The sequence below is a fragment of the Rhodosalinus sp. K401 genome (genome assembly GCF_041365735.1).
In the GTDB taxonomy this organism is placed as follows: Bacteria; Pseudomonadota; Alphaproteobacteria; order Rhodobacterales; family Rhodobacteraceae; genus Rhodosalinus.
Genome location: NZ_JBGFSI010000014.1, coordinates 51,081 through 76,230, shown reverse-complemented (window position 1 = coordinate 76,230; position 25,150 = coordinate 51,081). Strand labels below are relative to the sequence as shown.

The 25,150-nt window shown below is 63.4% G+C and carries 19 protein-coding genes; 14 read left to right on the top strand and 5 right to left on the bottom strand.

Annotated elements, in window-relative coordinates; all coding sequences use genetic code 11:
• Positions 1 to 182: 182 nt before the first annotated feature.
• The gene (locus AB6A66_RS14280; RefSeq protein ID WP_371056414.1) at positions 183 to 1,184 is read right to left on the bottom strand and encodes a DUF4236 domain-containing protein; all 1,002 of its coding nucleotides are present in this window, start codon (positions 1,182 to 1,184) and stop codon (positions 183 to 185) included.
• A 178-nt stretch (positions 1,185 to 1,362) separates the two neighbouring features.
• Positions 1,363 to 1,638, bottom strand: coding sequence for a hypothetical protein (locus AB6A66_RS14275; RefSeq protein WP_371056413.1), 276 nt, complete (start codon positions 1,636 to 1,638; stop codon positions 1,363 to 1,365).
• Positions 1,639 to 1,832: 194 nt separating this feature from the next.
• Between AB6A66_RS14275 and AB6A66_RS14270 the strand changes: the two genes are divergently transcribed.
• The 14 genes from AB6A66_RS14270 (at position 1,833) to AB6A66_RS14205 (ending at position 13,243) form a co-directional block, all read left to right on the top strand.
• Positions 1,833 to 2,192 (top strand): hypothetical protein, encoded by a 360-nt coding sequence (locus tag AB6A66_RS14270; RefSeq protein WP_088716109.1) that lies wholly within the window; start codon positions 1,833 to 1,835, stop codon positions 2,190 to 2,192.
• Between the two features lie 130 nt (positions 2,193 to 2,322).
• Complete coding sequence (locus tag AB6A66_RS14265) at positions 2,323 to 2,901, top strand: lytic transglycosylase domain-containing protein (protein WP_371056433.1); 579 nt, start codon at positions 2,323 to 2,325, stop codon at positions 2,899 to 2,901.
• Complete coding sequence (locus AB6A66_RS14260) at positions 2,898 to 3,188, top strand: TrbC/VirB2 family protein (protein ID WP_072244820.1); 291 nt, start codon at positions 2,898 to 2,900, stop codon at positions 3,186 to 3,188. Before AB6A66_RS14265 ends, AB6A66_RS14260 begins: the two co-directional genes overlap by 4 nt.
• Before the next feature lie 9 nt (positions 3,189 to 3,197).
• Positions 3,198 to 3,476: a type IV secretion system protein VirB3 gene (locus AB6A66_RS14255; RefSeq protein WP_071676063.1), complete on the top strand. Its 279-nt coding sequence runs from the start codon at positions 3,198 to 3,200 to the stop codon at positions 3,474 to 3,476.
• A complete protein-coding gene (locus AB6A66_RS14250; protein WP_371056412.1) occupies positions 3,466 to 5,862 on the top strand; it encodes a type IV secretion system protein B4 in 2,397 nt (798 codons plus the stop codon). Before AB6A66_RS14255 ends, AB6A66_RS14250 begins: the two co-directional genes overlap by 11 nt.
• Complete coding sequence (locus AB6A66_RS14245) at positions 5,859 to 6,074, top strand: hypothetical protein (protein ID WP_371056411.1); 216 nt, start codon at positions 5,859 to 5,861, stop codon at positions 6,072 to 6,074. The genes AB6A66_RS14250 and AB6A66_RS14245 overlap by 4 nt, the downstream gene beginning before the upstream one ends.
• A gap of 4 nt (positions 6,075 to 6,078) precedes the next feature.
• Positions 6,079 to 7,245, top strand: coding sequence for a lytic transglycosylase domain-containing protein (locus tag AB6A66_RS14240; protein WP_371056410.1), 1,167 nt, complete (start codon positions 6,079 to 6,081; stop codon positions 7,243 to 7,245).
• Positions 7,242 to 8,039, top strand: a complete 798-nt coding sequence (locus AB6A66_RS14235; RefSeq protein ID WP_371056409.1) for a type IV secretion system protein — start codon at positions 7,242 to 7,244, stop codon at positions 8,037 to 8,039. The genes AB6A66_RS14240 and AB6A66_RS14235 overlap by 4 nt, the downstream gene beginning before the upstream one ends.
• 26 nt (positions 8,040 to 8,065) lie before the next feature.
• A complete protein-coding gene (locus AB6A66_RS14230) occupies positions 8,066 to 8,713 on the top strand; it encodes a virB8 family protein (RefSeq protein ID WP_168624963.1) in 648 nt (215 codons plus the stop codon).
• Between the two features lie 53 nt (positions 8,714 to 8,766).
• Positions 8,767 to 9,423, top strand: coding sequence for a TrbG/VirB9 family P-type conjugative transfer protein (locus AB6A66_RS14225; protein ID WP_371056432.1), 657 nt, complete (start codon positions 8,767 to 8,769; stop codon positions 9,421 to 9,423).
• A complete protein-coding gene (locus AB6A66_RS14220; protein ID WP_371056408.1) occupies positions 9,420 to 10,745 on the top strand; it encodes a TrbI/VirB10 family protein in 1,326 nt (441 codons plus the stop codon). Before AB6A66_RS14225 ends, AB6A66_RS14220 begins: the two co-directional genes overlap by 4 nt.
• Before the next feature lies 1 nt (position 10,746).
• Positions 10,747 to 11,781 carry an ATPase, T2SS/T4P/T4SS family gene (locus AB6A66_RS14215; protein ID WP_371056407.1) on the top strand — a complete coding sequence of 345 codons (1,035 nt, stop codon included), beginning with the start codon at positions 10,747 to 10,749 and terminating at the stop codon, positions 11,779 to 11,781.
• A 17-nt stretch (positions 11,782 to 11,798) separates the two neighbouring features.
• Positions 11,799 to 12,218 (top strand): hypothetical protein, encoded by a 420-nt coding sequence (locus AB6A66_RS14210; protein ID WP_371056406.1) that lies wholly within the window; start codon positions 11,799 to 11,801, stop codon positions 12,216 to 12,218.
• Entirely contained in the window at positions 12,218 to 13,243 is a 1,026-nt protein-coding gene (locus AB6A66_RS14205; protein WP_371056405.1) for a type IV secretion system protein, read from the top strand. Before AB6A66_RS14210 ends, AB6A66_RS14205 begins: the two co-directional genes overlap by 1 nt.
• A 187-nt stretch (positions 13,244 to 13,430) precedes the next feature.
• Here AB6A66_RS14205 and AB6A66_RS14200 read toward each other — a convergent pair whose 3' ends face one another.
• The 3 genes from AB6A66_RS14200 to AB6A66_RS14190 form a co-directional block, all read right to left on the bottom strand.
• A complete protein-coding gene (locus AB6A66_RS14200) occupies positions 13,431 to 15,695 on the bottom strand; it encodes a hypothetical protein (RefSeq protein WP_371056404.1) in 2,265 nt (754 codons plus the stop codon).
• A gap of 214 nt (positions 15,696 to 15,909) precedes the next feature.
• Positions 15,910 to 21,846: a DEAD/DEAH box helicase gene (locus AB6A66_RS14195; protein WP_371056403.1), complete on the bottom strand. Its 5,937-nt coding sequence runs from the start codon at positions 21,844 to 21,846 to the stop codon at positions 15,910 to 15,912.
• Positions 21,843 to 24,845 (bottom strand): hypothetical protein, encoded by a 3,003-nt coding sequence (locus AB6A66_RS14190; RefSeq protein WP_371056402.1) that lies wholly within the window; start codon positions 24,843 to 24,845, stop codon positions 21,843 to 21,845. Before AB6A66_RS14190 ends, AB6A66_RS14195 begins: the two co-directional genes overlap by 4 nt.
• Positions 24,846 to 25,150 lie beyond the last annotated feature (305 nt).

Genomic DNA, 25,150 nt, shown 5'->3' with positions numbered 1-25,150 from the left:
CTCGGCGTCTCGCCGCGTGGTTGCAACCCAAATATCGCGCCCCACACAACCCTGTCAGCCGCCAGATAGGCGGTGACTAGCGGTGCAAGTTGATCAATTGCCTTTAGGCCTTTAAGCACTGAACCAGCCTTTGATCCTCTTCGCAGCCAACGACCGCTTTCCGACCCATCGCGTCGAACGCTTCACGTCAATCCCAGTCTCTCAGCCAAGCCTTCGAACTCCGGCGCTTCCGCGTATAACTTCTCGAAGTCACGCCGTGCCTGGGCCTTGCGACCCACGCGTTCGTAAAGCTCCGCGCGGTCATGACGGATCTGGTGGAGGAGACGATCCGGGCGGTCCTTGCGACGTCGGCCAGCGCGGGTGAGTACGTCGATGGCTGCGTCGAGCAGGCCGCGGGCCGCCAGCGCCCGAGCACGATAGAGCAGGATGCCCGTGTCGATGGGTGTCTCGTTCTGGGTGGCGACGGTCAGGGCGATCACCCTATCCATCAGGTTGTGATCTTGCGGCGTGTCGAGTGCGATCTGGACGAAGGACAAGAGTACGACGGGATCCTCCGGCGCTATGACCATCAGCCGCTCGAGATGCTGCGCCGCGCCTTCGGCGTCTCCGCTCGCCTCGCACAGCTCCACCAACGCAAGCCGGGTGCCGCGCTCGGTGGGGGAGATATGAGCAAAGATGCCTTTGGCGATCGGCAGGGTGCTTTGCGGCGAGAGGTCATATTTTACGAACAGCGCGCCGAGCCTGTCGCCCGCCGCAAGCGCGCTTTCCAGATGCTCGCGCGCCTGCGCAAATGCCTCCTGCTTCAGGCGCATCATGCCGGCCATCCAGGCGGCGTCGGGCAGATCGCTTGCGGCTTCCAGCTGGGACAGCGCCTCATCCTCATCGCCGTCGTTGAGCGCGCGCAGTCCGTCCACCAGTGCTTTTTCCTCGGGTGGGGTCACGAGCCTTCGGAAAAACCCGAGGGACAGCTTGTCCCGTGTTGGAGTGGCTGCACGCGCGCCCTTGCGGTCCTGGATGGTGTAGAAGAGGCCCGTGCCCGGCAGCCCGAGTGTAGCTCGGTTCCCCCTGGGGCTGACGGTGTATTTGGCACCGCGCGGTCCGAACGATAGAGAGGCCGTCGATTTCGAGAGGTTCAGCGTCACCCCGGGCGCAAGACGGACACGTTGCCAGAAACGCAAAGACACGGGGCGTAAATCCTTTCGGTGAATTGGGCGGAGACGAACCCTGATTGAACCGCATGGCGACCGCATAAGCAACCGATGCGGGGGCATTGGACAGGATCTAGGTCGAACATGCTCCAACAAAATCATCACTGTATCATCGGCACATGATGAGGGGCGTCCAGTGCCAGCGGGAAGGAGACTACTCGACAGCCTCGATGAACCGCCCGTATTCCTCGCTCACTTCTCTGGCCTCGATAAAGGCCCGCGCGCGCTCCTCGTCGAGGCAACGGAAATACTCCTGCACATCGGCGATGTAGGCCTCGAAATCCCCCCGGATCAGGTCCGCGTAGGCGCGCATGTCTTCTCGGGACGCGGGCAGGAACGGCCGTTCGGGCGGGATGCAGGCATGGACCGGACCACTCACCGCAAGGACGGTGATCAGCAGCGCCAAGGGGATGTTGCACGCACAGGACATGTGCAGGGCAAAACTCCTTTGCCGCCTTTAAGATCACGAGTTTGTCAGCTATCACCGTTATCGGAGCAAGGCAATCTGCGTCAAGACGCTTTAATTGTCTTGCTATCGTTCATGTTGTCTTGTATCGCCCGCGGTGTTGCGACCCCGTGGGCCCGAGACTGCACCCAGGCAGAAGAAGGACCCAAGGGAAGGCCATGATAGAAGAAGCACCGAATGTGGTTACAGAAGACGGGCTGCGCGGCCTCCTTGCCGAAGGCTATCTCATCGAGGTGGTCTGCAAGGAAGGCGCCGAGAAGCGCCATAACAGTTGGTACGGCGCCTGGGTCATACGTGCTGTCGCCCCGGATGGTGGCGACGACAAGATGCTCGTCACCAGCCGCAGCGTCCTCAAGCTGCGCGATTTCAAGACCATCGTCGGCCTTGTCAGCTTCCTTGCCGACATGGGCTGCACGACCGCCAGCATCCCGCTCGTCGAAGGTGCCCGCGAGCGCCACGCAGCCCCCGGGCGCTCGCCCGAGCCACGGACTGGTCCGGTTCTGGTCAAGGACAACTGACCGCGCGTTTGCGCTCGTCGTTGCAGTGGGTACAGGTGTTTGTTCCGCACCCTTGGCCCTTGCCGACGGTTTCATCTTCCAGGTCAGCCCCGATGGCCGACTTGTCGACACTGCCGAGAGCACGAGCAGCCTGCGCTCGTTCACCGGCGAAGACGATGCCCAGACTGGGCCCCTCCCAGATCGCCTCTTTCTTTTTGCAGCGCCGCAGTCCCGCGGGGATGATGATCCTCTGAGCGATGTGACGGCTGCCGCAGCGGTCGCCCCGCGCGCCGCCCGCGCCACCCCCGAAATTCTCCACGCCATCGAGACCACGGCGCTGCGTTACGGCAGCCATGACGCTTTGCGTCAGGCGGGCCTTTCGGTCAGTGATTGGGCGCTCTTCTACCGCGCCAATATCGAGGTCGAGAGCGCCTATAATCCCGGCGCGCGCAGCCCGGTCGGGGCCATCGGGCTCGGCCAGCTGATGCCCGACACCGCGCGCGATCTCGGCGTCGACCCCCATGACATCGCCCAGAACCTCGACGGCTCGGCCCGTTACCTGCTGATGATGCTCGAGCAGTTCGGCGATCCCGCGCTGGCGCTTGCTGCCTACAATGCCGGTCCCCATGCGGTCACCCGCCATGGTGGCATTCCCCCCTTTCGAGAAACCCAAGGCCATGTGGCCCGTGTGACAGCCGTGTTCCAGCGGCTGAGAGGAGACCTGTCGTGACGTCCAAATCTTCCCTTGTCGCGCTCGGCGCGATGGCCCTCATCGTGCTGGCAGGACCGGCGCTTGCGCAAAGCATCGACCTCTCGCCCGTGCAGACGCTGCTGCAGGGCATCGTCGATGCGATCACCGGTCCTTTGGGCATCGTGATCGGCACGCTCGCGCTGATCGGCGTGTTCCTCTCCTGGCTCTTCGGCATCCTCGATTTCCGTCAGGCACTTTGGGTCGTGGTCGCGATCGCGGGCATCGCCGCGGCACCCACTATCGTCGCCGCCATCTGGACCACCTGAGCTCCGTCCATGGCTGACCAGTCCCGTGTGTTCATCGGCCTTCTCAGGCCACCCAAGCTGATGGGCTTGCCGATCATGTACGCCATGGTCTGGCTCTTCGGCTCGACGCTTCTTTTCCTTTGGGTCCAGAGCTGGGTGGTGGCCGTCTTCGCGGGGCTGGCCTGGCCGGCGCTCTGGAAAGCCGCGGACTGGGATCCGAACTTCCTCGACGTCTTGGTGATCACCTTGCAGGAAACCCCGCCCACGGCGAACCGCAAGCTCCATGGGGGCGACAGCTATGCCCCGTGATGGAGTTGCCGATGATGTGGCCGACGCGCTCGATCCGCTGACCGCGCTGCCCGCATGGGTCATGGGCGAGAAACGGCTCTCCTCCATGCTGCCTTACGTCAGCCTTGTGACCGACCGTACGATCCGGACGCGCGGTAACGAGTTGATGCAATGCATCCGCCTCGAAGGGGTGAACAGCACCACGAGCGAGGACGCCCATCTCGACCGGATCGGCGGGCTCCTGGCAGGCATCGTTGCGCAGGTCGGGACGGGGTTCTCCTTCTACCTGCACAAAGTCTCGAAAGCGGTCGATGTGACCCTGCCGCCCATTCCGGGCGCAGGGTTCGCGGCCGCCGTTGACCAACGCTGGCAGGCCTATCTGGGTCGGTCGGGCTTGCGCGACAAGACACTGACCCTGACGGTGCTGAAGCGCCCGGAGACCGGCAGCCGTCTGCCCTTCGGTCTGGGGGCGTCCCGTGCCTGGAATGCTGCCGACACGACCCGGCGCTTACGCAAGCTCGACGAGGTTGTGGGTTTTCTCCTATCGTCCTTCGACGAGCTGAAGCCTCGCCTGCTTGCCGCCGGCAGCGGCGAGCTTCTGGGCTTTCTCGGCTCGCTCAACACCGGTGAGGAGCACCCGCTCTTCCCGCGGTCACGCTTGGGCGTGATCGCCGAGGACGTAGCGAATACCCGTGTCACCTTCCGCGGCACGACCATCGCGCTTTCCGACGGCGCTGTCGGCGACAAGCTCGGCGCAATCTTCGCAGTGAAGAACTACCCCGCCAAGACCGACAGCCTGATGCTCGACGAGCTGAACCTACCCGTCGACATGGTAGTCACCCACTCCTTCGTGCCGATCAATGCCAACATGATGGCGGGCCGGATCAAGCGGCAGTTGCGGCTCATGCAGGCGGCCAATGATGGGGCGGTCAGCCTCGCTCAGGAGCTGGAACTGGCCCAGGACGATCTGGAATCCAAACGCCTGATCTTCGGCGAGCACCACATGACCGTGGCGGTCTATGCCCGCTCCCAGCCAGCGCTTGACGACATCGCTGCCGAGATCCGCAACATCTCCGCGACCTCCGGCATCAACCTGATCTCGGAGGCCTTCGGCGCGCGGGCGCATTTCATGGCGCAGCATCCCGGCAACACTGGGGCGCGTAGCCGCAAGGCTGCGATCACGAACCACAACTTCGCCGACCTCGCCACTTTCCACCGCACCCCACTCGGTAAGGCCGGGCATGAAGTGCCTTGGGGCGTGCCGATCACGCTTTTCCCGACGCCCGAGCGCAGTGGCTTTCGCTTCAACTTCCACGAACAGGGCGCACCGGATCGCGAACCCACGGGAGGCCACACGCTGATCCTTGGCCGCCCCGGCTCGGGCAAATCCGTGCTGGCGGCTTTCCTGATGACCATGGCCCGGCGCGCTGGTGCGCGGGTCTTCGTCTTCGACTATCGCGCGGGTATGGAAATGGCCGTCCGCGCGCTTGGCGGCAGCTATTCGACGGTGCGGGCTGGGCAGCCCACGGGGCTCAATCCCCTGCAGACCGAGATCGACGCCCGCGGTCAGGCTTGGCTTGCCGATTGGCTCGCGAGCCTCCTGGAGCGCCGCGACCGACCCCTGACCCCGGTGCAGACCAACCGCCTGCAGGAAGTTGTACGTCAGAACGCCAGTGCGGGGAACGCGGGTTTGCGCAACTGGTCGGACTTCGCCTCGCTCCTCGTCTCGACCGATGACGAGGGCGATCTTTTCGAGCGGATGCAGGAATGGACCGCCGACGGCCGCTATGGCTGGATCTTCGGGGCGAACGCGCACGACACGTTCCAGATCGGGGGCAGCACCGACGCTGACGTCGCGGGCTTCGATCTAACCGGCATCCTCGATTCCGAGAGCGAGCGGGAACGCATGGCGGTCCTCTCCTACCTCTTCCGCCGCGTCGAGCGGGTGATCGAGGACCGCAAGCCCACGATCATCGTCATCGACGAAGCATGGAAGGCGCTCGACAACGCCTACTTCGCGGAGCGGCTCTCGAACTGGCTGGTGACCGCCCGCAAGCAGAACGCGGTCGTCGTGATGATGACCCAGTATGCCAGCCAGCTCGAACGTACCCGGACCGGCAAGACCATTGTGGAAGCCGTGCCGACGCAGGTGCTCTTGCCCAACATCCGCGCCTCGGCTGCCGATTACGCGATGCTCGGCCTCAGCGAGAAAGAACTCGACGTTCTTCTGGGCGTCGGCTCCGCCTCGCGGCTGGCCCTCGTCCGTGATGACCGGGGTTCGGTGGTGATCGACGCCGATCTGAGCGCCCTCGGCCCCCTCGTGACCATCCTTGGCGGCATGGAGAAGGGCGAAGCCCTTGTCGGCCCCGACTACCGTGACCGCCCTGATTTCTGGAGAGTGACATGACCCGTACCATCATCCGCAGCGCTGTGCTGCTCGGCCTCGGCCTGACTCTGACGGCCTGCGCGCAGCATAACCCCGCGCAAGCCAACTGCTTCAACTTCCGCGATGCGCCCGCACAAGGTGCAACCGCCACGACGACGATCTCGACCATGGGGGCCGCCGTCACCCGCCGTGACACGGCTTGCGATTTCGTCCTCTTGGGAGCGGGCGGCTAAGCCCATGCGGACCTGGTTTCCCCTCTCGATGGTCAGTCTTGCGCTGGCAGGTCCCACGGCGGGGCCAGCGGCCGCCCAAGGCGTGCCGACCTTCGATCTGCGCCTCTTCGCAGAGCGGCAGGCAATCCTCGATCAGACCGATCAGGATCTGGCGCTACAGCACGACCGGCTGGCGCGCGAGGAGGAGCTGGCCGAGATCGAGCGCCAGCAACTCGCCTCGCTCGAAGGTCTCATGGATGCCATGTCCCTCGGTTCGGGAGATGTGGCTGGCACCGTGGCCGGGCTTGAGGCGGGGCAGGGGGCGGTCGAGGACGTCGAGAGTGCTGCGGCCAGCCTCTATGCGCCCGAGGACAACAACCCGGCCGCAGCCCGGATGTTCGGCGATGCCCGGGAAGGGATCGAGGAGCTGATCATCCGCGCCGCGCGCGACACCCATAGCCTGCCCGGCGTAAGCCGCGCGGGGCTCTCACTCGTGCAATGGCGTTGCCTGCTGCAGGCGCTGATCTGGCAGGAAAGCCGCTTCCAGATCGGGGCACGCTCCCCCGTTGGGGCTTTCGGGCTGACGCAGATCATGCCCGCCACCGCAAGCGATCTCGGCATCAACCCCGCCTATTACGACGACCCGTACCTGCAGGTCACCGGCGGCGCGCGGTACCTCGCGCAGATGCTGAACATGTTCGATGGCAACATCATCCACGCGCTTGCCGCTTACAACGCAGGCCCCGGCAATGTGCAGGACTACGGCGGCGTCCCGCCCTTCGCGGAAACCCAACACTACGTCGTGGTGATCCCGCAGCAGTACAACAGCTACCTTGCCGCCGTCGGCGGCATCGATGCGCTCGGCACCATTGACCCTGTCCTTCTGGCGAATGCGAGCTTCAGTCTCTCGGCCCATGGGGCGGGGGTCTATGGGGATTATTCGCTGGTCTCGGTCCGTGCGGCCGCTTTGCGCGTTCAGGACATCATCACCCGCATCGGCGAGACCGAGGACCTGCACGAGGCCATCGCGCTCAACTCTTATGCGCGCGCCGAGCTGGCCCGATTGGTCGCGATCCGGACCCGGATCAAGGCCGCCCATACCCAGCCGCTGAGCGAGGAACAACTCGCCATGGCCGCGGCCCAAGCCGCCGAGCGGCAGTTCATGGATTTCACCCAGGAGACATTGCGATGATCCGGCGCTTGTACCGTTCCCTCACCACCACCGCCGCGACCCTCGCGCTGACCGCCGCCCTCGCCGGGCCCGTCACCGCACAGGGCGTGCCCACGGTCGATACCCAGAACATCGCCCAGGAAATCCGCCAGCTTCAGCAGATGCTGCAGGATTTCGGGATCCAGACCGATCTTCTGGACAATGCGCTCGAACAGCTTGAGACGCTGCAAGGCCAGCTCGATCAGCTGAACGAGATGTATGCCTCGCTGACCGGGCCGCGCAGCATCCTCGGTCTCGCCATGGGCGGCGATCTCGACGACCTCCTGCAGGCCAATTTCGAGGACATCCCCGGTCTGATCCGCGGCATCCAAGCGGGTGATTGGTCGAGTCTGATCGGCCCAAACGCAGGGCCCCTGCGCACGCAGATGGAACAGGCGCTTGCCAGTGCTGGGTTTGACGAGGACTCCCTGCGCGAGATCGCCACCAGTGGCAATCCAGGCGCGGAAGGAGTCGCGACCCGCGCCACGACCGGTGCCGTGATGTCGGCGGCGGCCCAGAACAGCCATGCAGAGGCAGCGCAATCCCTCGAACGTGTCGAACAGCTCGTCGCGATGATCCCCGACATGGAGGACCTCAAGGAGTCGATGGACCACAACACCCGCGTCACGGCGGAACTGGCCATCGCCATGACGCGGATGTGGGAGCTTGAGGCCATCCAGACCCTCGGCGCAGGCAATGCGGGCGTGGTGGATGCCGCCACCGTCGCCGAAGAGCGCCGCTACATGGACTTCACCCTGCCGAGCCTGCGGCCATGACCAAAGCACCCGACATGACGGCAGGCATGAGCACGCGTGAACTGGTCGAGGAGGAACTGATCCATGGCGCGCTGCGCCGGGAGCAGCTCTGGCGGATGATCGGTCTTGGCGGGGCGGGCTTTGGCGTTTTCGGCTGCCTTGCGGCCGCAGCCGTCGTCCTGATGGTCGAGACGCCGCCGCCGGTCGTCGTGCCCTATGACCCCGCGACGGGTCTGGCCCTGCCCAATGCCACGGTCGAAACGGTGCGGCTTGCCGAGCGGCCTGCGATCATCGAGGCGCAGATCTACCGCTACATCCTTGACCGCGAGGCCTACAACCAGCTCGACAACGATCTGCGCGTCCGCCGCGTGCTGGCGCAATCCACCGGGGCGGCCGAGGCCAGCATGCGCGCCATGTGGACCTCCGGGCAGGAGAGCTATCCTCCGACGCGATATGGCCCTGCGGCAGAGATGGCTGTCGAGATCGCCTCAATCACGCTCATCGGTGACAACCGCGCGCAGGTGCGCCTCAGAAAGCGCCTGACCAGCCCGCAGGGCGCGCAGGACGGGTCGTTCACTGCAACGCTGATGTTCGCCTTCCAGCCCGAACGGACCCGCTCGATCGACGATGTCTGGCAGAACCCTTTCGGCTTCACAGTCACCCAATATGCCATCCGATCGGACCGTTCCGAATGACCTCTGTTCCAGTTCTTGCCCCTGTTCACGCCCTGCTCGTCGCCGGTGCCCTGATGCTCTCCGCACCCGCAGCCTTCGCTGAAACCACGCCGCGCCCCGGTCCCCATGACAACCGCGTCCGGATCGCCACCTGGACCGAGGGGCAGGTCTACCGCGTCGTCACCACCCTGACCCGGGTCACCACCGTCGAGTTCGGCGAGGGTGAAACCATCCGCTCGATCATCGCGGGCGACACCGTAGGCTTCCAGTTCGACGGCGTGCCGGGCGGACGCGCCTTCGCGATCAAGCCTGCAGCCTCTGGCGTCGCCACCAACATCACGGTCTACACGAACCGTCGCTCCTATTACTTCCACGTCGTCGAGGCGCGGGAGACCCCGCATTACGTCGTACAGTTCCGCTATCCCGAAAGCCGCGTACAGCCAACTCGGGCGGTTGCCGCTGATGCGCCGAATGCGAACTACGCGGTCAGCGCAAGCGAGGAGTTCACACCGACGGCGATCTGGGATGACGGCACCTTCACGTATTTCCGCTTCGCGCGGAACGCGCCTGTTCCCGCGATCTTCCGCTATGCCAATGGCGGCGAGCGGGCGGTGAACAGCACGGCGCTCGAGGACGGTGTCATCCGTGTCTCGGGCGTGAACCGCCAATGGGTGCTTCGCCTCGGCGAAGACGAGGTCTGTGTTCAGGATATGGGCGGACCCACGTCATGAGCCAAGATACCGAAGACCTTTCTGCGCGCCTTGCGGCCCTTGAAGCGACGGGCGACAAGAAGCGCGGCGCAGCACGGCCCTCCGCTTTGACGGCCATCCTCGGTGTAGCCGGGATCGTGGCCGTGGGCGGTCTGGCCTGGGCCGCACTGCAGCCATCGCCCGAGGCGCCGCTTCCGACGGCGGCCCCGGAAGAGTTCCAGACCACAGGATCAGGCTTCGGCGATCTCGCACCCATGCCCATTGCTGAGCCTGCACCGCCCCCATCGGCCGAGACCGGCCCCTCCGCGTCGGAACTGGCGCTGATGGAGAGCCTCGCCACGCTGCGGGCGGAACTCGAAGACTTGCGCGCGCGGCCCGTCGAGGCATCGGACAGCGGCGCAGAGCAAGCCATCGCCGAACTCACAGCACAAATCGCGGCGCTGCAAGAGGCTTCGTCTGAGACACAACGCGCGCTCGAGCGGCAATTGACCGAACGCGACCGCGAGCTTGACCAGCTGCGCATGGACCTCGAAGTCGCGCGGCTAACCCCGCCTGCGCCCACCGACCTCGGGCCGAACGAGGAGGAGTTACGACTTGCCGAACTCGAGCGCCGCCGCAGCGCGGAGGCCGAGGCGCGGTCCGAACGCATCGCCTCGCCGATGATCGCGTTTTCCGGGATGGGGGCAGGGACCGACCGGGAGAACAGCCTCGAGGCCGCGCGCCTGAATGGGGACGAAGCCTTCGTTCGCGCAGGTGCGCGGCCCGCCCCGGTAACGCGGGCCGAAGTGATCGTGAACCCCGGCAACACCGTCGTGCAGGGCACGATGATCCAGGCCGTGACCGAGACGGCGCTGGACAGCACACTGCCCGGCGCGATCCGCGCCATCGTCTCCGAGGACGTTCATTCCTTCGACGGCACGCGGGTCCTGATCCCGCGCGGCGCGCGACTCGTCGGGCGTTACCGCTCCGATGTGGCGCTCGCGCAGTCGCGGGTGATGGTGGCCTGGGACCGCATCATCCTGCCCGACAACCAGACTGTGGAAATCAGCGCCTTCGGCGGGGACGAGCTTGGCCGCACAGGCACCACCGGCTTTGTCGATACCCGCTTCGCGCAGCGCTTCGGCTCGGCCGCGCTGATCTCGCTGATCGGGGCCTTGCCCGCGGCGGCGGCGGGACAGATCGAGGATGAGGCGGCGGCCGACATCGCGAGCGACGTCGGCACGGACCTGCGCGACAGCACCCAAAGCGTGATGCAGGACTATCTGGCGATCCGGCCCGTGATCCATGTCGATCAGGGCACCCGGATCACGGTCATGGTCGACCGCGATCTGGAGATCTTCTGACATGGCGGCGAGCTATCTCGAAGCCTCGCTCGACCGGCTGGGCGCAACAGTGCAGCGCGATGACACGATCGAGATCTGCATCAACCCCGACGGACAAGTTTGGGGAGAGTTTCAGGGCGATCACTTCATGCGTGCTCTGGGCAGCCCGCTGAGCCAGACCGAGATCAAGGACCTCGGCAACCAGATCGCCTCGGCTGCCTCGACGACGCTCAGCACCAAGAAACCCATCGTCTCGGTCTCGATCCTATATCGTGATCGCCCGATCCGCGCGCAGGTGATCCAGCCTCCCGCTGTTGAAGGCGCGTTCTCCATCTCACTTCGGTTCTTCTCCTCCCTGCCGCTGGAGGCCATCAAGCTCGGATTCCTCTATGGCAAGGAGCGCAGCCTCGAAGGTCTGCGCCGCGAACGGAACGCCGCCCTGCGCGATGTGGTGGCCTCCGGCGACATCGACGCCGCCCTGCGGTTCTGCGTCGAGAACAAGCTCAACATGACCGTCTCGGGCGGCACCTCGACCGGCAAGACGGTGGCGGCGCGCAAGATCCTCTCGCTGATCCCGCCCGAGGAACGGATCATCACCATCGAAGAGGCAGCCGAGCTGCGGCCCGAGCAGCCGAATGCCGTAACGCTGATCGCCGACCGGGATACCGAGGCCCGCAGCGCCGATGTGCTCCTGGCCTCGACCCTGCGGATGCGGCCTGATCGGATCGTGCTGGGCGAGGTCCGGGGCCGTGAGGCAATGACCTTCCTCGAAGCGATCAACACCGGGCATGGCGGCTCGCTCACCACTCTGCATGCCGAGACCCCGCAACTGGCCGTGCGCCGCCTCGCCATTGCCGCGCTCAAGACCGATGTGCCGATGACCTATGCCGACATGGTCGACTACATCGAAGGCTCCATCGACGTGATCATCCAGGCCGGCCGTCATAATGGCGCGCGCGGCATCACCGAGTTCTTCCTGCCGGGGCAGGCAAAGCATCCAGACCAGAACACTACAGGAACCGGGGGCACCAAGCGCCCCGCGGTTGCCGCCGAATGACCCGAAAGGAAAACCCCATGCGCCAGACCATCCTCGCCGCAGCTGTCACCCTGCTGGCCGCGCCCCTCGCGGCCCAGACCTCGCCTCAGGTCACGAACGATCTCACCGTGACCATCACGCCCCAGCAGTACCGGATCTGCAACGACCGGCCCGCACGGCCGGCGTGGATGGATGAAGTCCACCCGCGTCAGGCCTACAAGGCGCTGACGCTGATGCGGCTTTACGAGCTGCGGTCATGGGAGGCGATCAAGGCAACTGGTGACTGCGGTTGTGATGTCCGCTTCCCGTCATGGGATGCTGCCTCGGCCGAGTACGAGGAACGGTTCGCGACCAACACTCAGGCAGAACACACTCAGGCCCAATTGGCCCTCCGCAACGAACAGAACCAGATCGCCCGCGACGTCCAGGATATCTGCGAAGCGCAAGGCAACTGGTAATGAGCATCGTCAGCTGGATGGTCGGAACCGCCGACGGCTTCCTTGCCGATGCGGCCGAGTCCCAGTTCGGGGCTGTGGCCAGCAATACCGGCACGATCGTCCTGCTGATGGTCACCCTCTCGCTGATCGGCATCTGCATCAACATGGCCTTCCAGTTCCGCAGCATGGATGGGGCCAGCTTCTTCTGGTACCTGATCAAGCTGTCGCTGATAGGGCTCTTTGCCTTCAACTGGGCCAATTTCAACGCGGTCGCCAATGCGGTGATCGGCGGGCTCGACTATGTTGCCGGGGCCCTGATCTCCTCTGTCGGCGGCGGCGGGGCAGGTGCCACCTACTTCGCGGGCGAATTCGACCGGCTGATCACGGAGTTCAGCCAGTATCTGAACGCGATCGGCAGCAATCTGAACTGGATGACGGGCGCGATCCTGGGCGGGATCGGCCTTGTCATGTTGAGCCTCCTTGGCTTCATGACCGGCATCGTGCTCATCTTCGCCAAGATGATGCTCACCCTGATGCTCGGCCTCGCGCCGATCATGATCGCCCTGTCGCTCTTCGATGCGACCAAGGATTTCTTCCACAGATGGGTCTCGACGACGATCAGCTACGCCTTCTACCCCATCGTCATCGCCGCCATGTTCTCGACCGTCGTCGGCATGGCAAACTCGCTTTTGGCCCAGCTCGGCGATCCGAACTCAGCCACCAACATCGGCTCGCTGGTGCCGTTCTTCGTGATGGTGTTCCTGGCCAAGGGCTTCGTCGCGGCAACACCCCTGATTGTGCGGGGGATCTCGGGGAACCTGATGGTGGCTGCGGCACCAGCTGTGGTCTCTGGCTCGGCCGGGATCATGAGGGGGATCCTCAATACCGACGGCGTGAAGGGCAGGGCGCGGATTGGCGCGCTCACGACGGGTGAGGCGATCGGGCGGGGGGCGGTGCAGACGCCTGCCGCCGTGCGGAGCGCCGCGGCAACCGCAAGCGCGCAGGTGGTACGGATGGCCGAAAGGGCGAAGCGGCTGGGAAATTAGGCATGGAGAGCAATGCTTCACCCGGAGGCTCTAGATTCAGATCCAACCGCCAAAGCCAGAACCTAACGCGTTTCCCCTCCCGTGGACGTACTTTGAAGGCAAGACGAGTAGACGTCCTTCATTTCTCTGACTGAAATAAGCGTTGCTTTCAGTACCGCTCGATCATTGTCGGTGCGTTAATGGACCATCAGACTGTTCCCTTGCCGAGGGAGATAATGCCGCTCAGTTCCTCATCCTGCGCCACAAATTCTTGCTCGCTTGCCTCCTGGTAGCAGATCCACCGGAAGCCGCCGTTCTCCACACGGTTGAAGACATAAAAGCTGGTTTCTTGGGGCTGCTGGGGCGCTCCAAGCCGGAAGAACGGGAGGGCCCGGCACATCGTGCGGCTATTCTGTCCCCAGAAAGCGAGAGCGCCAGTCTTCACCTGCCTATCGACTTCAACCTGCCTTGCTTCGAATGTCGGGTCACTTCCTGCTAGCAGGTCGACTTTGTACCGTAGACCCGTATCCGTCACCTCGGCCATCCCGGGTCGGACGAGCTGAACGGCGCGTAGCAATGACGCAGTCGCTTCATAAAGGTCACGGACCTGCTGCTGGAGCTCGCGGTCTAGGCGCTCGGCATCGCTTGCCTTCAGATGCCCACCGTGGCCTTTCCAGCTGTTGCGGAAGCGCCGTGCCACATCCAGAGGTTCGATGGCTTTGCCAAGGCCGCCAAGTGTGCTCGCAACCTGCACCAGCTCAGGACCGCCGGTCTCGATGGCGATCGCCCTCAACTCCTTATCGCTCGTAATGCGAGCTGTATCCTTTAGGCTCGCCCCGGCTAAGCCGATCCAGAAGCCAAAGTCAGCCCGCTCGATGCCGGCGCTTCCAGCTGGATGGAGCCATTTTGCAAGCACGTCCGGCCAGTCCTGCCGCAGGGCCTTGACGTGGCTAGCACCGACAGCTGCGAGGTAAACAGCGAACATCTCAAAGAAGTGAAGCAGCGTCTCGAGACGTTCCTTCGCAGCCGTAGAGACTTGGTAGCGCCGGTATATCGTGGCAAGCGGATATGGGAGCTCGCGCCACCAGTCGGCAATCCGGCGCTCAATGTCGAGCACCGCTTTTAGTGCGTCAACCCGCTCAGCCACTTCGGTAAGACCGGTCCAGTCCTGCTCTAGGGTCGCTTGCATGTCGCGGAAGGCAGCCTGCAGCAGACCAATATCGCTATCGACGCGCGCGATCCGCTCCTGTGTTGCGAGATCGGGAACCGCAAGCTCAAGAGACAAAAGCGCATCAGTGCTGACGCGCTGGATTGTAGCCCCGCTCGCGATCCCGCTACGGAGATGCCGACCATATGGGCTGTTCAACAGCTGGGCGAGAAAGCGTGGGTTTGCCTGCTTGGCGTTGATGATGAGGCGATAGACCGACCGCGGCTTGACCGTTTGCTCTTCAAGATCAGCCGTGACGCGACTACCGGCGTATTCCGGTACGAACAGCAGCGCTGTGCCTTGAAAATCATCCGGCAGCGGCCGGTCAGCACGCTCCACCCGTTCATCGGCAAGCATAGAGCGGATCGTCCTCAGTTCGTGCCGTCCGCGTGGCGTCAACTTGCGTATCAGACGCTCGTGCTCAAGATCCATGAAGCTGCGCTGGTCATCCGCAGAGAGCCAAGCCCAGACTGCGCCCGGCTTTCGGACCGGCCCTGCTTTCAGAGCGGCGACGATTGGACCCACGTCTTCCTGTCCCCGAAGCGCGCCAACCAGCTTTTGTTCCTGCTCTTGGCGACGGAATACAATGAGCGTGGCCTCGATATTCGTGCCCGCAATTGCGCCTGGCGCTAGGTCGATCACGGCGGCAACATGCAGCCCATTCTTCGCCAGCGCGGGAAAGGTCGAGCGCGCCTGTCTGTTGGCGAGAACTCCCCGGGCCGTAATCCAGCAGAGAAGTCCGTCGTCGGAAAGGTTTGGCGCCAAGGCTGAGACGACCTCACTCCCAAATCCGTCACCGCCCTTGCTCCTCAAACCTATTGGAGGAGCGCAGATGATGGTGTCGAACTGCGCGTTGGCAGCTGGCACAGGGATGCCGACCGAAATCGAGGCCGATGCATCTGCCAAGAGGACACTGAGCACATCTGCGAACTGTGCATCACGCGCAAACACCGATATCTCTGAACCGTCGGTGGCGGTAAGGCCTGCAACCCGTAGCCTGTCGTCGGCTGTATACTCCAGCACCCGCGATGTCTTCTCTCCAGAGGCCAGTGAGCAAACGAAAAAGGCAAGTGCTGCCTCGAGCGCGCTATCTGCGCTACCAAAATTCTGGCCTGCATACTTGCGTACGACAGTGAGAGATTCGGTGATATCCAGCCCCGCCTCCCGAGCATGACTTGCAATCTCGACGGGATTGACAATGCGGCCTGAAGCGCGGGCTGTATCGATTAAGGCACGGAGCTTTCTTTGTGCGGCCTCATCGTTCATGCCATCCCTCCCTTCCATCTTGGCCTCCGGCACTTCATGAGGATTGAGTATCAGCGGTCATCTGAAGACGTTGGCAATTTGCTTCGGTCCGTCCGGTGTAATGCCACGGGAGCAAAACTTAGAAGTTCCGGGATTGGAAGTAATGGGCGATGTCCTGCATGCCTTTTCTCGCTAACTTTACGCAAAGGATGCCTAAGCATAGCGATGCGTCGCCCTAACGTTGCTCGATAAAAACGCTGCACTCCTTCGAGTGTGCCATCAGATTGTCGATTCCCGCGGTCACGTCCCATCTCAGATTGACCCTCGGCCCGTCATCAACGGTCTGAATCGTCACAACGCGATCATGGAAATGGCGATTGCGTGCAGAGCGGTGATGGAGTTCGGGTGTAACCGTGATGCCGGCAGATCGCAGCTCAGCGCGCAACGCGCTCGACTGCGATTGCGGCGTATCCGGCTCGCCATGATCGGGATTCCACACGACTGCAAGTCGCTCGATGTCGACGCCCGCTGACCCAGCGGCAGCGACAAAGCTCGCAAGGCGACGTCGGTTATGTGGGCGAACGCCGCACCAGGGATCCTCGATTTCGAGCGCGACACGGCGCCCTGCTACGCCTTGAAAGAGCGGTGTGAGCGCTCGGGCGGTGCCCGGTCGGAAGCGGAAGACGCGCAAGCGTTCTGTGAGCCCAGCCAACGGACCCGGCAGCGTTCGGATGCTGTCCTGCACCGACGCAAGCCAGCTGTCGCCAGCTGAGCATGAAAAAAGGTGGCTGACCCCCTCCAGTGGCCCGGCAAGAGCCGCCGCCGCGTCCTGCGATGCGTAGAACGCATCCACAGAGGCCTCTGCCCCGACACCCTTCAAGACAGACAGGCGAGCCGCATTCGCAACGGCCGACCCGTCGAGCGTGCCAAAGCGAAGCTGGCCGGATCGTTCGTATGGCGCCAAAGCATAGGCAATCTCACGATCGAGGCCTGTCGGGGTACCTGCATCGACCGCACCCGGTGGAAGTAGATATAGGGCATGCCTGTTCGAGGCTTCATCAAGCCAGTTTCGCAATGCCCGCGCGCTTGCAAGGGCCTCGGACCGATCTTCGGCCCCCCAGAGATCTGGCGAGGAAACAGCCACCAGCCCCGCTCCCTCGAGACGCACCCGCAGCGTCGCCGCGGCAGTCTGCGCTACCGGGACCGCAGCGTCGGGGGCATGAGCAGGCCGCGGTGTCGACTCTGCAAGCAGGCCGCGCAACCAGCCAAACACAGGATGACGATCGAACTGATCCCAATAGACCTGGTTGGAGTAGTCATTCAGGCACCGCGAGCAGCTCGTCTCGCAGGCTGCGCCACGAGGGCAATCAAGAACCGCGATCGCTCGACCCAGTAGCACGCGGGCCGAGAAGCGAGAATCGTCGAGCAATCGACGGCAGTAGCCGGCACCGCCTGGGACTGAGTCCGATAGGATAACCAGCGGGGCCGCACCGAGAAGCTCAACGGTCGCGCGGAGGTCTCTTGGGTCGGTTTCAAGAATGTCCGCTGCCGCAAGTCTCAGTGCCTCTGCCAGCGTTCTAAGGAAGCCATCCCGGGCCGCCCGCCGTTCAGTCTCCGTGGGGCGATCAGAAAAGTCTGGGACCGGCTGATCGATGCGGATCCCCCGAAGATCTGTCTCGAACACATGTGCGAGGTCCACGGGCCAGCGGAGGGATTCAACCCGGCACCGATCTCCGGTCCGAGGGTTCTCATGCACTGCCCGGATCTCGGCCCCGCCAAGCGCCTCTTGGGGCGCTGGTCTCGCGTGCTCGCAGGACGGGCACCAAAGATAGCCCGCCCCCAGCGGCCCGCGGTTCAAGACGAGCATCCGTCCAGGCTGACTCCCCTCTGGTGCGATAGCCGGCGCGAAGAAATGCGTGACGCGTGCTAGGTCTGAAACCTGGAAGTCTTCAGGGCGGGCTCGCGTTAGGAGGCGCGCTTCGTCGACGGGTCGAACTCTTAAGCGTGTCGCGCCGGGGTCTCTACCCTGCCGGTCGGCATATGATGTCAGGAACCCGACGGGTTCAACGAAGGCACGGCGCGGGCCACTGGCCCGTGCACCGCACTGAGGGCAATTCTCCCCAAAATCATCCCGCTCGTGATGTGTTTCTGCATGCTGGCACGTCGGACAAACGCGATGGAAACCACGTTCCATCCAAGCATCGCCGGTGCCTACTGTGGCTCTCCGTGCGATGCCCGCGGACGTCCAAATTCGGCCACCGGCCACGACTTCGGCCCCCGGCGCATACTCAGCGATCGCCATTGCTGCGTCTCGATCGAGCTGCAAAGCTCGATCATCCGAAGCGGTGCGAGCGCCTCGTTCCGTGACAATCTCTAGGTGAATCGAGTGAACCGGGAAGCTGTAAGTCGGTATGACTGCAGCACGCGACAGGGCCTCAACCAGGAATCGATCAAGATACCGACGCATGTCGCCCAAACGACCATTCATGCGACCGGCAGCGCGGGAGCGGGCCTGCTCGTTCGCATCCGGATCATCGAGCGCGGCACGTGCCGTTTCGTAGGCGTCATTGAGCTCGCGCCAGCGAGCGCAAGTAGCCCGGATCCAGCGCGTTATCTCTGCGCGCGAGTGCTCAGTCAGTTCGCCCGCGACAAGGCCTACATGATCAAGTCTTGCCGGAAGAGTGGACGCCATGCCCTCAGCAACCGTGCGTGCGGCAACACCGGCCTCCGAAGCGAGCCATGCTGAAAGGTCTGCCAGAAGAGTTGTCTCAGCAGCCTCTTCCAAGCGCTCGCCCAGCACATCACGCAGACGCGGAGCTCCCGTGCGCTCGTGGCCTGCCAGGCGACGATCCAGCCAACCTGCCAAAAGGCATGAGACCTGGTGCCGTCGGAAGAAGCTTGGGTTATCTAATGTCAGATATGGGGCGGGGGGGAGCGCCTCGAGATAGCCACGCAGATCGTTGAATTGTGCTTGGTCGTATCTGCCGGACCTCGCCATCATCAATGCAACAGGCGCGGCCTGCGCGCGGCGGCCAGCGCGACCGGCGCGCTGCTGATAGTTCGCAATGCCTGGCGGGACGTTCCGGCAGAAAACCGCTTCCAGCTCGCCCAGATCGACACCCATTTCCATTGTGGTGGTGCAGCTGAGCAAGTTGATCTCACCCTGCCGGAACCGCTGCTCGATCTCGGATCGTTCCGTCGTCGATATGGCGGCGGTGTGCTCCCGAGCGATCCCGCTCAGCGGCTGCCCTTCATATCGAACGAGGTAATGGTTGCGTCTGCGCATCTCGTCCCGTTCTTCGGCTGAAACAGGAACTGTGCGTCCAGTACAGCGCCAGGCGGTACACACACCCCCGAGATCGATCTGGCTGGACGCACCGCAACTTTCACAGCGGCGCAACTCTCCTTCCGGGGTCGCTGCGAAACGCATGGCCGCCAAGTTCAGCACATGACCGTGTCCGCCGGGCAGCAGGAGACGGTGGCGGGGCCGCGTCGCCTCCTCCCAGAAAGCCGAGAGCATGTCTCGCGCTTGGTCGTCTGGGATTCCAAGCCTGTCGATCAGCACCCACAGAGGCCGATTGGAGCGTCCCGGTTCTGAGAGCAACGTTCGCAATCGGCGGCTCTGGTGCGTCCGCGACAACGACCACGAAATGTCCGCGCTCGCCAACCCCTCTCCCCAAATGGACTCATCTGTTAGGTCAATGTTCTCAAGCGTGTTGATCGCTCGCGATTGCCGAATGAGGTCGAGCAGAAAGCGAACCAGGGCCGGCACCATGCCCCGATACTCAGGCGGAACCCTTTCGGTGAGTCGCTGAGCAATCCTCGCATCTCCCTCATATTGCACGGTAATTAGGCCGAGGGATTCGAGTGATAGCCGCAAAGGCCCACCACAGAGTTCAGCTGCGATCAGGGCCATCAGGCGGTCTTTCGCGGCGCTGCTGCTCAGAGGTTCTGGATTGCGGCGATCATATAGCTTGAAGCCGGATCGCCTGAGCTGCGTCCAGACACCATCGCGCAGCCCCATAAGATCCAAAGCTTCGTTGGTCTCTCGGCGCAGCGCCTGGACCATGGCTGCACGAAGCGCTTGATCGCGAGCCGTACGCTCGAAGAAAGGGGCGAAGAACGCCGCGTCCTGCCGGTTGTCCGCAAAGACAAGCAGGTTCCGCCCTTGCATCGGTGCTTCCGATGACCGCCCCTGCGGCGTTGGCAGGGCCTCAAGCAGCGCCTGCGCCGTTACCGACGCGAGCGCATCGTCACCGGGATGGATCGGAGTAACAGGCTCAGCGAAGCGTCCGCCGGTCGCTCCACAAGAGAGGCATTTCCGGACGTAGCTGCGCCGTTCCTCGGCATCGTCGCGCATCGGTGCTTCGGCAAGGGAGAGGACGCCCTCCTCAGGGCCGTCGGCCAACTCGCCAGTGTCGGCGAAGAATTCGAAAGGAGGTTCCTCCTCGGGTTCCTCGTCCAGTTCGTCAGGATCTATCTCTGTCGCGGCTTCTCCCGCCCTGATCAACCTCAAGACCCGGCGCCTCGCTCCGGGACTGATCTCGGGACGCGGGTGAAGCATTGTTCCATCGTCCCAGCCCTCGACGTAGGGCTCGCCGCAGTTGCGGCAGACGAGAAGGGGATAGGCCGGGGCACCGTCGATGTGCGTGCCATTGCGGGAAAGCCTGAAGTCCGCCCAATTCTCGACGACGCTTGCGGAAAGCTTCAGCGCGACACCCTCCACGCCTGAGGCGGCGAGATGAAAGCGTGCCGGGAGAAGTGGAAACGCGCCTGGGACGGAAGGTCGAGCCAGAACACCCAATGAGATCAGAGCCGCAAGAGCTGTCCGCGCCGTCTCTCCGGACTCTGACGCAAAAACCCGCGCCGCGAGATCGGCGAATGGCAAAGCTCGCTCCTTGAGCGCACTGGCTACGTCGCGAACCTGTTTGATCTCGGCTAGCCGCGCAATAAGCGCTTCGCCGAACGGTTGCGCAGGGTCGAGGAGTAGCGCATCGAGGCCAGCTTCCTGCATCGCCTCGTTCCAGTCCTCGGTCAAATAGTCGACATTTTCAGCTGCGAGGCACCCTTGCTCTCGTAGCTCCGAGAGTAGTTGCCCCGCCCTAACCCAATCGGCCGCGGAGAGTTCTTGTGGTTCCACGCCGTCGGTGAGGGCTGGATGCAGTCGTCGTTCGGCGGTGATGACCGCGCCGTCTCCGCTTGGGAACGGTTCCCCGAAAAGGTCTTCTGCGAAGCGTGCGAGTTCTTCGCGCTTCGCTGGATCGAGGCTTGCGGATGTCCCGACACAACGGATCTGCCCTTGGGGTATGCCGAGCCGCGCCTTCAGCTTTCGCAGGAGGAAGGCGACTTCGATGGCTTGAGCCCCCGTATAGGTATGGACCTCGTCAAGGACGAGCCAACGGACGTCCGCCCCGGCAAGCAATGCTCGGTTACGCGGCAAGAGCAGGATGTGCTCGAGCATGGCGTAGTTGGTGACGAGGATGTGCGGCGGGGTCTGAAGCATCTCACCCCTGGCGAGAAGCCAGTTGCGTGGAGCGTGGCGCGCATCGGGGAAATCGGCCTGAAAGGTGGGCGTGGCGGTCAGCCGTCCTTCTTCGTCGGATCTCGTGGAATCAGAGCGCACCTGTCCGGTAAAGCGCCCGAGCGTGATTCCGGGGTCTCCAAGATCCCGAAACAGTAGTCGGGCGATACGATGCATCTGGTCGTTTGCGAGGGCGTTGAGAGGATAGACCAGAATTGCGCGAACACCGGGCCGCTCCAACTCTCCCTGACGCAGGAGATCGTCGATCAATGGGAAGAGAAAAGACTCTGTCTTGCCCGAGCCGGTGCCCGTTGCGACCAGGTAATTCTCGTCGCGACCTATTGCTGCGGACTGGTGTAGGTGAAGCCGCCGACGCCAGAGGGATTGCCCCTCTTCGCTTTCGGAGAGTGCCGACCAAGCACCGTGCAGTGCCCCATTGCCCACCAGTTCTTCAATACTGCCGCCCTTCTCGAAGTCTGGCAGGCTCTCGACGAATGGGCCGCGCACCAATGCCGCGCGTGCGCATGCGTCTGCCACGGCGCGTGACAGACGGGGCGCCCGCGCTGCTGACACTGCAGCGGCAGTTGTGATGTACCGCGCCAGCGTCGCACCGAGGTTGTCCTTGAAACGGATTGGGTCGAGTTCGGTCATGGACGTTCCTTGGCGATTTGCCAGAGCAATAAGTGGAAGGCGAAAAGCTCAGGGGCGAGGCGCAACATGAACGCAATGCTGGTGAGAGCTTGTGCTGGCGGCATGCCAGCCCGAGTGGAGACGGTATCAACATACTGAGCCACCTCATTCATGCGGCTTGCCTGTGCAAAGCCAGAAAGCAGCGCAGAGCCCCATAGATCGACCTGAGCCGGTTCCTCGGATTCCTGACTGCGGCGCGGCACAGGTGGACGAAGCTTTTCGGGTGCCAAGGTCCAGGCTGCATGCATCAACCGTTGCAGGGATCCTTGGCGGCGGCTGTTCGGTCCCTCTTCGGCCGTGTCATCGAGGAAGAGGCCGGCTGCGTCGAGCCGCTCGACCAGCCGGAGATGTGCAGCGCGCCAATGATCGGGCCCGAGCAAAGGCGTACCGCGCCAGAACCATCCTGCCGACGGGTCACCATCGACCAATGGCAGATTTCTGAAGAAGCGTGCTGGATCGAATCCCTCCAGTCTCGCGCCCTTGTCGCGCGCCGCCTGCAGGTTTCGGAAGGCCAGGTAGACTGTGGGATGGAGATGAGACAGCTCGCGTAGGCGCGCTGTATTGAGCGTGGCGAGCGCGGCCATCTCGGCGACACCCGGATCAACGGACGCCGCCAGAGCGGCGAATGCCTGCGGCGCTGCAGCATATAGATCCGGAGCGAACTGCAGAGGGTGGAGGATCGGCACCCAACCGGGTGCCGCATGGTCGGGAGGCGGCAAGCAGGCCGCTCGCATAACGGTTCCATCGCCACCATGAAGTTCTCGCAGCCGACAGCCGAGCTCCTGCCAGCGTGGCACCAATGTGCGCTCCAGCGTTGGCCAGCACTCTGCTGCGTAGCAATCCGACAACCAGCGGCTGAGAGCCTCGAACCGACGCTGAAGCTCTCCGTCCTGCACGAATCCTTCTGCCGCCGGGTTGGCAATGGCGACGGCGAAACTGTCGCCTCGCGAATTGCGCAGCGGTCGCCAACCATCGCGTCCTTCGGGTCGGATCAAGAGCCGTGCCAGACAGGGACCGTCATCAAGCCAATCGGTATCGAGGGTCAGTTCGAGGCCGTTTGCGTCGTTGTTGCTCACCTCGGCATGGAACCAGTCTGGCCGACGGGTTGCCACCGGCCGATGCCGTAGGGCGGCTTCGGCGAAAACGACTGCGCCCGTTTCGTTCTCGACCTCGACAGCCACTGCATCGACCGGCTCTCCGAATTTCAGCTGCAGTCGGATCGCGTTGCGAGCGGGCAGGAGGTTGATTGCCTGCGGCGCCAGTGCCGCGACCAGTTCGAATAGCAGGACTTCCGATCCGTTTCCGCGCTGAAGCAACACACGTTCATCGGAGGCGGGAGCCAGAAGATCCCGCACAGCAAGACTGCGTGTCAGCCCCCCATAGAATGGCCGTTCTTCGCGTCTTCCACGAATGATCAGCTGTGCCTTCTGGTCAGGGCATCGGATGCTGATCGTATCGAAGCGGTCGTCTTCACCAACCGAGAGCCGCGTGCCAAGCGGAAGCGGGGCGACACTTCCCTCAGCACGGCGCCTTGATACGGTGACATCGGGCCAAGGCAGATCGAAAGGAACATGTACGCCTTCGATCTCGAACACGACCCGTGCGACGCTATATCCGCCGCCGGGCTCAAGGCATAGACGCCCCTGGTCGTCACGACCGACGTGGAGGCATTCATCCTGGACTAGGTTGCGGACTTGGCGTTCGCTGTGGAACACGATGCCGTCTGAGCCGCTGAAGCCAGGCCACACCCATGCGGCAAGCGCGATCCCGGACGCATGAGAGGCGGCACCATCGGCGCTTGGCGCCATCAGTTCCATCCGGAGGCGCACCGGGTCTGCTGCCTCAGCCTCCGCAAAGCCAGCGAGCACCTCTTCCATCCCGACATCACCAAAACCGTCATCTGAAATCGATACCTCGACGAGGCGTGACTGCACACCGAGTGTGACCCGTACCGCGCGTGTCTCGGAGCGTCCCAAGCCAGTTTCGATCCGAAGGCGTGCAGAACACCCATGAAGTGCGCCCCGTGGACCACTTGCGATTTCGTCTCCTGCCAAGGAAAGGCGTCTTCTCGGACGGGCCTTGAGGCCCGTTTGCAGGCCGTCAAGGTCGAGCACTAAGGGGCGCGGCCCAAGTACTGCGAAGCCGACGAAACTATCGGCTTCCGGTTCAAGAGCGGGTTCGCCGGCTATCGAGAATGGCGCCCGCGCCAGGAGAACGATGTCCGTTGAGTCCAGTTCGATATCGACCGAACCCCGTGGGATCTCGCGCAGATAGTGACCGGTGATCCTGTCGAACGCGGCACATCCCCCTTGAGTGAGGAGCTCGAGTTGCCCGGTCTGGCCAGAGATTTCCCAACGGAGCTCGCGGGGCCAGGGCTGAGGTAGTGTCCAGTCCTCACCACCGCGCAAACGGAGCGGTCGTTGCGCGCCATCGAGCCAGAGGCGAATTCGCCCCTCGCTTCGAGGCAGTCTCAACACAAGCCCACCAGATTGCCAATGGAGCCGCGGCCGCGGTGCCATTGCCTCGCTTCCTCCTCGGCTCGATGTTGGCCGCGTTTCTTTCAGCCTCTGGTCAAAGACTTCCTTGAAAGACCTCTCGAACTCGTTTGCAGGAACGAAGGCCTCTGGGTCTTGGCGTATCCGTGCAAACAGGGCGGCATGCCAAGCAGTCTCGTCCCAAAGAATCGCACGGCGAAGCACGTTGACCGCTGGAGGAAGAAAATACAGTGCATCATCTTCCCATCGGTTGAGCAGCACGGTAGTTTCCACAGGGGGCGGTCCAAAGGCTGCTTCCTGCCGCAGAAACGCGTCGATCAGGTGCGGAAGCTGCGCTTGGCTTACGCCGGCATGAAGAAGGTACACATCGACATCGCGGTCGAAACCTCGAGTTGGCAACCCGAACCGGTCGCAAACCGCACAGAATGAGCGGAACAACTCCTTGCGATGCGGCTGGTAATCCATCGGAACTTGGAGAACGTCGGCGATGTGTGGGTATACCGCATGGCCAGCATCTCCATATCCCTCGCTTAGAGAATGGGTGACAAGCCATGCCGCGAGGCTTGGAAAATCGCGGAACAAAACTTTCAGCCTTTCGGGCCGACCGCCCAGGAACTGTCGTGTGCGCTGAATGGCTCGTTCGCGTGCTGTCTTTTCGAGCGGCATGAGCCCGATGAACGGAGGTGCCCCTGCTGCTTGGCGACGTCTGCTGAGCAAGAAATCCGCAGTTCTACAGCCCACAATAGACCTTTCTTTATGTCATGCCCGCG